Source organism: Clostridium sp. (genome assembly GCF_040797585.1).
Taxonomy (GTDB): Bacteria; Bacillota; Clostridia; order Clostridiales; family Clostridiaceae; genus Clostridium_Z.
On the sequence record NZ_JBFNEO010000110.1, the window covers coordinates 1 to 9,337 of the forward strand.

General features: G+C 29.1%; 6 protein-coding genes. 1 reads left to right on the top strand and 5 read right to left on the bottom strand.

All coding sequences use genetic code 11. The features are described from left to right. Window positions 1–713: 713 nt before the first annotated feature. The 3 genes from AB2369_RS08315 to AB2369_RS08325 all read right to left on the bottom strand — a co-directional run bounded on the left by AB2369_RS08315 (window position 714) and on the right by AB2369_RS08325 (window position 4,407). Window positions 714–1,052 carry a hypothetical protein gene (locus AB2369_RS08315; protein ID WP_367666018.1) on the bottom strand — a complete coding sequence of 113 codons (339 nt, stop codon included), beginning with the start codon at window positions 1,050–1,052 and terminating at the stop codon, window positions 714–716. 471 nt (window positions 1,053–1,523) lie between these two features. Beyond that, window positions 1,524–2,633: a M20/M25/M40 family metallo-hydrolase gene (locus tag AB2369_RS08320; RefSeq protein ID WP_367666019.1), complete on the bottom strand. Its 1,110-nt coding sequence runs from the start codon at window positions 2,631–2,633 to the stop codon at window positions 1,524–1,526. A 229-nt stretch (window positions 2,634–2,862) separates the two neighbouring features. Further along, complete coding sequence (locus tag AB2369_RS08325) at window positions 2,863–4,407, bottom strand: AbgT family transporter (RefSeq protein ID WP_367666020.1); 1,545 nt, start codon at window positions 4,405–4,407, stop codon at window positions 2,863–2,865. A 481-nt stretch (window positions 4,408–4,888) separates the two neighbouring features. Between AB2369_RS08325 and cls the strand changes: the two genes are divergently transcribed. Beyond that, window positions 4,889–6,328: a cardiolipin synthase gene (cls, locus tag AB2369_RS08330; protein ID WP_367666023.1), complete on the top strand. Its 1,440-nt coding sequence runs from the start codon at window positions 4,889–4,891 to the stop codon at window positions 6,326–6,328. 311 nt (window positions 6,329–6,639) lie between these two features. Here cls and AB2369_RS08335 read toward each other — a convergent pair whose 3' ends face one another. Continuing rightward, window positions 6,640–8,982, bottom strand: coding sequence for an EAL domain-containing protein (locus AB2369_RS08335; RefSeq protein ID WP_367666021.1), 2,343 nt, complete (start codon window positions 8,980–8,982; stop codon window positions 6,640–6,642). A 122-nt stretch (window positions 8,983–9,104) separates the two neighbouring features. Further along, on the bottom strand, window positions 9,105–9,337 hold a 233-nt coding region (locus AB2369_RS08340), incomplete at its 5' end, for a VanZ family protein (RefSeq protein ID WP_367666022.1).

A 9,337-nucleotide genomic window follows, 5' to 3' on the forward strand; every position in this document is an offset into this window, starting at 1 on the left:
TCAAAGACCATGTCGCCCTCAAGCGACTTCTTTATATTATCACTTTATTTTTTCACTGTCAACACCTTTTTTGTTTTTTCTTAAAAGTTGTTAATCTGTGTTTCCCTGCATTTACAGGACGTTATTTATGTTATCACACATAATTTTTTATAATCTATAACTTATTTCTATTTTTTCTAGTTATACATAATAATAAGACTTCTATCTACGTTTTTCTTTGTTTCTTTACTTTTGATACACTAGGTTTCGTTTTCTTTTATTTAAAGCTTATTTTACTCTTTATCGCCTTTATCTATCTCAAATATACCTTATATATATTAATCATTAAGCATTAATTTTCTTTATTCTAATTTTTCAAACCTACTTAACCTAATAATTAAATATTAATCAAGGCAAGAAAAGCACTATATTTCTATAGTGCTTTTCTTGTTTCATATATTAAGTTAATTTGTTATTCTAATTAAGCCGAAGTGTTTTATAGAAAAATTCTCTTTTATACTTTATATCTAACTATATTAATAAGAATATATAACACACTAATAATTATAATGAATCATACTTTTATATTACTGTTCAATTAATTCCTATATTTATAGATTAACCAAAATACATTACATTAATATTATAGTTAAAATAGTATCTATAATATTTATCTATAAAAATACAAGTATATGTTAAATAAATCTAAACAAATTAATTTACTATATATATTTCTAATAAAAAAGCTTCTGTCCCTTTATCCCCTTAGGTATTTTTTTATTTACTCTATCTCTTCTATACATAACTGTAGTACTATATTTACTATCTTTATCATTATAGTCTCTGCAGCATCTATTTAATATTATATTATTCTCACTGCAATCTGAATCTTCTTGGCATCTATAATTTTTTATTCCTTCAAGACATTTATCAAACTTATTAATTATATCTTCCTTAGATAGGTTCTTACATTTTTTTGCTAGAAGTGTTCCTGCCGCAATACTAAGTCCAGCCCCAACCCCTAAAAACACCATTCCTGTTGAAATAGATCTTCTTTTTCTCATCATAGCCATATACTAACTTAAAATCTATATTTTAAGTTAACCTCCTCCCTAAATTTATCTCATTATTAATAGTCTACCTTATGACTAAAAAATTATTCTTTAGATAATAAAGATTTAATAGGGATATATAAAAAAAATTGGAAATTATAAAACTTACTTAGTATAAGCTTTATAATCTCCTTATTATTAGTTAAAGCCACTTATGTAGCCTACTTAAGCATCTGAATTTATTTAATAGGGGAAATAAACTAAAAATGCTTAAAAATTTAGTAAATTAATACGTTAATTGGAGTTTAAATTATGGCTACTGCTTTATAAATAAGTATTATTTATACTATATAAGATAATCTTATATAGAGCCATAAAAAAATTGCCTTGCAAACTTATGTTTACACTTTTATTGTATATCTTTTCTAATCCATAATCAATAGATTAATCTAAAATTAATAGGAAGGTTGTAACCTTCCTACTTAATGATATTTAGGATATTTTTATTAATTCTAATACTACTTTAGAAACATTAACTAAATCTTCTATTCTTAAATGCTCCTCTAAGGTATGAGCTTTTCTTTCTCCAATTCCTAAATTTACAGCCTTTATTCCATTTGTATTTAGAACATTTGTATCACTTCCACCACCTGTAGCCGCTGTAAATGATTCTATTCCAAGATTCTCTAAGGCCTTCTTAGCTTTCTCTACTACATGTTCATTTTCATCCACCACAAAAGCACCATACATTCTTTCTACTTTAACCTCTGCTACCGCTTTAAACTTCTCCGCAGCATCTTCAAAACATTTAACCATATGAGCAGTTTGATTATCTAGTTTTTCTATATTAGTGCTTCTTGCTTCTGCCAATATATTGACCTCTGGACATACTATATTAGTAACTACTCCTCCACTTATAGTCCCTATATTAGCTGTAGTATCTTCATCTATCCTTAAAAGCTTCATATTTGCTATAGCCTCAGATGCTACTTGTATTGCACTTATTCCCTGTTCCGGACATACTCCTGCATGAGCAGGTCTTCCAGTTATCTTAACTGTTATTTTATCTTGTGCCGGTCCTTTTATAACTATTTGTCCTGGCTCTCCACCACTATCTAAAACAAAAGCATGTTTAGCATTTATCTTTGAATAATCTAAATTCTTTGATCCAAATAGTCCGCCCTCTTCAAAGATGGTAAATGCAATCTCTACAGGACCGTGATCTATGTTATTTTCCTTTATAACCTTAAAAGCTTCTATTATAGCTGCTATTCCTGCTTTATCATCTCCACCTAATATAGTAGTTCCATCACTATATATAACATCATCCTTAATTATAGGCTTTATACCCTTACCTGGAGTTACTGTATCCATATGGCAACTAAATAATATTGGTTCTCCTTCTCTAGTTCCCTTAAACTTTGCTATAACATTTCCTGTATTGGAACCTACTATTTCTCCAGCTCCATCTACTGTAACCTCTGCGCCTAAAGCTTCTAATTCATTCTTTATGAATTTAGCAAAATCACCTTCACTTTTAGTTTCGCTATCTATTTGTACATATTTCATGAATTCTGCAACTACTCTGTTTCTATTTATCATAGGTCCTTCCTTTCCTATTTTATTTTAAAAATAAAATAACATTATATTCTTTTAATACTATTGTACCTTAATATCATAATTATACTAAATTTATCTGATGGCTATCAACTGCCCCCCATCTTCTTCATTAGAATTTAAGTTAATAAAATAATAAGTTTAATAAAGATAGAATATCTCTAAACTCTCTTTATTAAACTTATATAAAAACTAAATTAGGTTTGCTACTTTATTAAGGTAGCATCATTTCTACACCTGGTCCAATAGGTAGTCCTAAATAGAACCATATTACAAGAAGTGCTGTCCACCCTATTAAGAATACTATAGTATAAGGTAACATAGTTGATATTATTGTTCCAACTCCTGTATCTTTGTCATACTTTTGGAAGTAAGCTATTACAAAAGCAAAGTAAGACATAAGAGGAGATATTATGTTTGTTGTTGAATCCCCTACTCTATACGCTACTTGAGTAAACTCCGGTGAAAAATTAAATTGCATGAACATAGGAACAAATATAGGAGCCATTATTGCCCATTTGGCTGAAGCAGAACCCATAAATAAGTTTATAAATGCTGATATTCCGATTAATCCAAGTATTATTGATATTCCCGTCATACCAGTATTCTTTAAAAAGTCAGCTCCTTTAACTGCAACTATAGTTCCAAGGTTTGAATATCCAAAGTAAGCTACAAACTGAGCTGCTACTGCCACAAGAACTATATATCCTCCCATACCTGATATAGCTTTTGACATGAACTTAGCCACATCACCATCATTTTTTATAGTCTTCGCGCCTACCCCATAAGCTATTCCTGGTATTAAGAATGCTATCATTATAATAACAACGATTCCTGACATAAATGGAGACTTTAAAATTTCATGAGTCTTAGGATCTCTAAGTATGCCATTATAAGGAACTATTGTTGCTGCAATTAAAATTACAGTTATAAGAAATGCTATTCCTGAAAAGGAAAGCCCTCTTTTTTCTTCCTTACTTAAAGGCTTTAATTCTTCCTTTTCTTCACCTTTATACTCCCCTAGTCTAGGTTCAATTATCTTTTCTGTAACTATAGTTCCAAGAATAGTTATTAGAACAGTGGATACAGCAAGGAAATACCAGTTTCCTGTTATACTAACCTGATAAGTTGAGCCTGCAAGATTTACAGCCTCCTGAGATATTCCTGCAAGAAGTGCATCTGTAGGTCCTGGAGAAATATTAGCACTAAATCCACCAGATACCCCCGCAAATGCAGCTGCCATACCTGCTATCGGATGTCTACCAAAGCTCATGAATATAATTGCTCCTAATGGTATTAATACTATGTATCCTACATCTGAAGCTATATTCGATATAACCCCAGCAAAAACGATTACAACAGTAATAGCTCTTTTAGGTGTACTTAACACTAATTTTCTTATTAAAGCTGATATAAGTCCTGATCCTTCTGCAAGACCAACTCCAAGTAAAGCCACTAAAACAGTTCCTAGTGGTGCAAATCCTGTGAAGTTAGTTACGAAACTTGTAAACATATACCTTATACCCTCTGGTGTAAGAAGGCTTATGGCAGTTGTTGTTATCATTTTCACTTCCTTTGTTTTGGTATCTACCCCTTCATAGGTTACGCTTACTCCTGTTTTAGCTGCTATGTGAGATACAATTACTACTATCGCTGATAAAATCAGGAATATAGTAACTGGATGAGGTAGCTTGTTTCCTACCCTTTCAAGAACATCTAAAAACCTTTGGGTAAGGTTCTTTTTCTTAGTTTTTCCCATTGAAATCCCCCCTGTTATAATTTTAAAAAAATTAAATTTTATAGATAATATGTATTTCAAAGACAAATTATACAGTATTATTACATATTTTTCAATATACATAGATTACCCTTCTATTTTTCTAGGTTTTTTATTGTAATAGAATGTTAAAATGAAGTTTATATTTTTAGTATATTGAATAATTTCTATTGGATTTTATTCACTTTTCTGAAATTAACTCTTTAAAATATAAAATTCATTTATATTTTACACTCTAAATTATGTTATAGTGTTGTTTAAATAGTATAATAAGGATAGAATAATATAATATCTTAATACGGCTTTAAGTTTTATATATTTAAATATAAATTTTTAATATTAAGTATGTAACTAAAAACTATTATGTATATGTTTTAATAGATATAATTACTTCAGGTAATAGCATAATCTCTTTAGTATTTATTAATATAGTATATATAAATAAGTTTAGGAGGTGGTTATAATAAGTTTTATACTGGACAACTTAATTTATATTATTTTTATAATTAATATAGTTATTTCAGTGACTATAATTGTACTTGAGCGTAAGCAACCTGAAAAAACTATAGCGTGGCTTTTAGTATTTATTCTGCTACCACCTATTGGTCTTATATTATATATATTTCTTGGTCGTAACTGGAAATTAAACAAACTAAATACAGGCCTCTCTAAAGAACTTGAGGATCTTATAAATCCTGTTATAGAAAATGTTAAAGATAAATCTTACAGAAATCTAATGGAGCTTGTAGCTAATAACAGTCAATCTCCCATATTTGTGAATAACGAAGTCACAGTCTTTAATAATGGTGAAGAAAAATTCACTGCCTTGAAAGAAGAACTTCTTAAGGCTAAGCACCATATTCACCTAGAATACTATATAGTTAAAAGTGATACTATAGGTAATGAGATTAAAGATATCCTTGTAAAAAAAGCAAAAGAAGGTGTAAAGATAAGATTTATAATGGATAGGGTAGGATCTATTAAAGTTAAAAAGAGTTATCTTAAAGAATTAGAGCAGTGTGGAGCTGAAGTTATTCAATACTCTTATTTCCTTGCCCCAATTCTTAGAAGAATTAATACACAGATAAATTATAGAAATCATAGAAAAGTAGTAATTATAGATGGTAAAGTAGGATTCTTAGGTGGTATTAATATAGGAGATGAGTACCTTGGAAATGGCCCTCTTGGATTTTGGCGTGATACTCATCTTATGATCAAAGGTGATTTTGTCCTTGGCTTACAATCAGTATTTCTAGATGATTTTATGACAATAGAGAAAGCAAATAATCAATATACCTTTTATGATAAAGAGTTTAGCGAATACTTTCCAACTAATAATGAGATTAGCAATTCTACAGTAATGCAAATAGTAAAGAGCGGTCCCGATTCTACCTATCCAGCTATAATGCAATCTGTGATATCTATGATATATATGGCAACTGATCACATATATATAACCACCCCTTATTTCGTTCCACCTGAAAGTGTAATGGATGCTCTAAAAACTGCTATTTTATCTGGAATAAATGTAAAAATCTTAGTTCCTGCAACCCCTGACCATTTAACAGTATACCTTGCTTCTAGAACCTATCTTTCTGAAATTATAAAATGCGGTGGAGAAATATATTTGTACAGGAAAGATGCCTTTATTCACGGAAAAATACTATCAATAGATGGAAAACTCTCTAATATTGGAAGTGCCAATATGGATATAAGAAGCTATGAACTTAATTATGAACTTAATTCTATAATTTATAATAAGGATGTCTCAAAGAAACTTGAGGATCAATTTTTTGAAGATTTAAAGTGCAGTAACAAGCTTTGTCTAGATGATTTTGAGTCTTCTACTAAAGTAGAAAAGCTATTAGAAGGTATTGCTAGAGTATTTTCTTCTCTATTATAAGAATATATTTTTAAATCTTTTATTTTCTCAAGAAGTTTATTTTTATAGAATAATATATTCCTATAAACAACATAAAAATATTTCTTAATTTTAAAAGTATAATATAATTAATATAAAAACCACTATGAGTCTATTGAAATTAAATAAACTTATAGTGGTTTTATCTTATAAAAGATTATTATAGGGTTTTTGATTCAAAACTTATCTTATGCACTACTTAAAATTCAAGGGTTTAAGTACATGTATAAGTTAAGATTCAAGCTAAAAACCCTATAATATTTTAAAAAATGAACTTTTATTGAGTCTCTTATCTAATAAAAACTCTTATCATCCTTTAAAAGACTTTCAAAGTTTTCTTTTTTAAGAGGCTTACTAAATAAAAAACCTTGAATCTTATTACAGTTTTGACTTTTGATAAACTCCAACTGTTCTGCGGTTTCTACTCCCTCTGCTACTATACCAAGTTTTAAATTTTTACCTATAGATACTATTGAACTGATTATTGATTTAGAACTTTCATTACCTATATCCATAACAAAAGACTTATCTATCTTTAGATTATCTATAGGAAATCGCTTTAAATAATTTAAAGACGAATACCCAACCCCAAAATCATCAATAGATATTTTAATCCCTAGATTTTTAAGCTCTAGTAGTTTATTTATCTTATCCTCTACGTTTCCCATAGCAACTGTCTCAGTTATCTCCAGCTCTAAATATTTAGGACTTAGCCCAGTGTCCTTTAGTGTCTTTTTTACCTTTGTAACAAAGCTTGGATCTTCAAACTGCTTTGCACATACATTTACACTAACGGATATTGGCTTGTACCCTCTATCCTGCCATTTTTTATTTTGTATGCATGCTTCTCTAATAACCCAATCTCCAATAGGAATTATAAGCCCATTTTCTTCTGCTCTAGGTATAAACTTTCCTGGAGGAACCATTCCGATCCTTGGTCTATTCCACCTTATAAGTGCCTCTACCGCTTCTATATCTCCATTTTTTACAGATATAAAAGGTTGATAATAAAGCTCAAATTCATTATTCTCTATAGCCATGTGAAGCATGGAATCCATAAATGCCTGTTCCTTTAGTACTTTATTAGTTTCAATATCATAAAACTTATAATTATTCTTCCCACCACTCTTAGCCTTTGAAAGTGCTATCCTAGAATACTGTAATATATTTATTTCATCCTCTGCATCTGTTGGATATATACTTATTCCAATACTACAGCTAATATATATGTCATTTTCATACACCACTATTGGCTCATCAAAAATTTCTAATATCTTGCCAGCCATATTAGATAACTGAATTTCTGACTCTACATTTGGAATAAGAACCCAGAAATCATCTCCTATTATCCTTCCTAAAATTACATCTTTACCCATAATACTCTTTAACTTAACAGATATCTCTCTAAGTACCATGTCTGCAATTTTTAATCCATATATATCTATTAAATTCTTAAAGTTATCTACATCAATGCTCATAACAGAGAATTTCTCTCCACTGCCCTTACTTATCTCTATCTCATATTTTAAAACCTCTTCAAAAGATGTTTTATTTAAAAGTCCTGTTAAGGGATCAAGATAAGTCATGTTGCTAACAGTTTTCATCATTTTATTAAAGGACTTAGCTGCCTCTCCAATTTCATCTTTATAACTTTCATCTGCTGTAACTGTTAAATCCCCATTGGCTCCTTTTTTAAATATCTCCGTAAGATTTAATATAGGCCTTGATATTGTATTAGATAAAATGTTACTTAATATTATCCCAATAATTATTCCAATAATACCTATGATAATAAGTTTCTTTACTAATTCCCCTAGAGGTTTAGTCATAATTTTGTTATTTAATATAGTTATCAACTTCCATCCATCAGTTTTTGGTATAGATTCATAATAAAGATTATAATTTTCATCCTCTACCTCATACTCTATACTGCCACTTTCATTGATTAATATATTATTTAACTCTTCTATTCCATAGTACTTAGATTCTACATCTCTGCCTAATCCCTCTCTATTATTCTCGCCTAAATGAAGTAATGTATTCCCGTCTTTATCTACTACCATTATATCCTTATCTAGTCCATATTTATTTAAATAATTAGCGTAAGGCTTCTCTAAGTTTATATATAGTCCTAATGCTCCTAAAATTTTATCTTCATTTTGTATGGGAGCTGCTATTATCATAGATTTATTTTTATTATTTTCACTTGTTATCCCTTGGGATATGGTTATTTTTCCATTTAAAGCTTCCTTAAAGTAATCTGATTTACTAATATTTAAAGCTATATCCTTTGCTCCTATAACTTCTCCATTTTTATTAACTACAAAAATTTCTCCATATTCTTTTGGATTATCCTTATTTTCATTAATAATATATTCTTGAATACTATGAGAGTCCATAGAAATTATAGTTTCATTATGAGAATATGCTTTTGCCTCCTCTACTCTTTCATTGAGCCATTCCCCTATACTTTTAGCTATTATAGACGTATCTTCAGCAGCATTCTTTTCTATATTTTTTCTCAATATATCCATTGAAAAAAAGCCTGCACTAATGACAAAGGTTAATAGAATACATAGGAGACATATTATAAAAGATATTTTTGCGTTTATGCTTATAAACCCCTTCTGTTTCACTAATTTCTCCTCCTAAATAATTTAACCCTCTATAAACCTACTTAACTTATATTCTATTAATTTTTCCTAAAATAAGCTATATATTTCTAGAAACTTATATATTTTTTATAGTAGCTTAATCATTATAAGTTACTATTAATACTTTTCTTTTTCTTATTCTTAAATGCTATTAATAAAGTAATAACTATAGCACAAATTAAGGCCCCTGTAGTGTCTATTAGAACATCTTTAAAGCTACCCACTCTTCCTGGTATAAAAGTTTGATGAAATTCATCAGTAACTGCATATAAAAAGCTAAAAATAACACTATACCATTGAGCATACTTTAATAAGAAATCCCTTAAAACTCTATAAG

What these genes read in the sequence shown, in the direction of transcription:
- AB2369_RS08325 (WP_367666020.1), bottom strand. Translation starts at nt 4,407, where the DNA reads ATGGGAAAAACTAAGAAAAAGAACCTTACCCAAAGGTTTTTAGATGTT.
- AB2369_RS08320 (WP_367666019.1), bottom strand. Translation starts at nt 2,633, where the DNA reads ATGATAAATAGAAACAGAGTAGTTGCAGAATTCATGAAATATGTACAA.
- AB2369_RS08315 (WP_367666018.1), bottom strand. Translation starts at nt 1,052, where the DNA reads ATGGCTATGATGAGAAAAAGAAGATCTATTTCAACAGGAATGGTGTTT.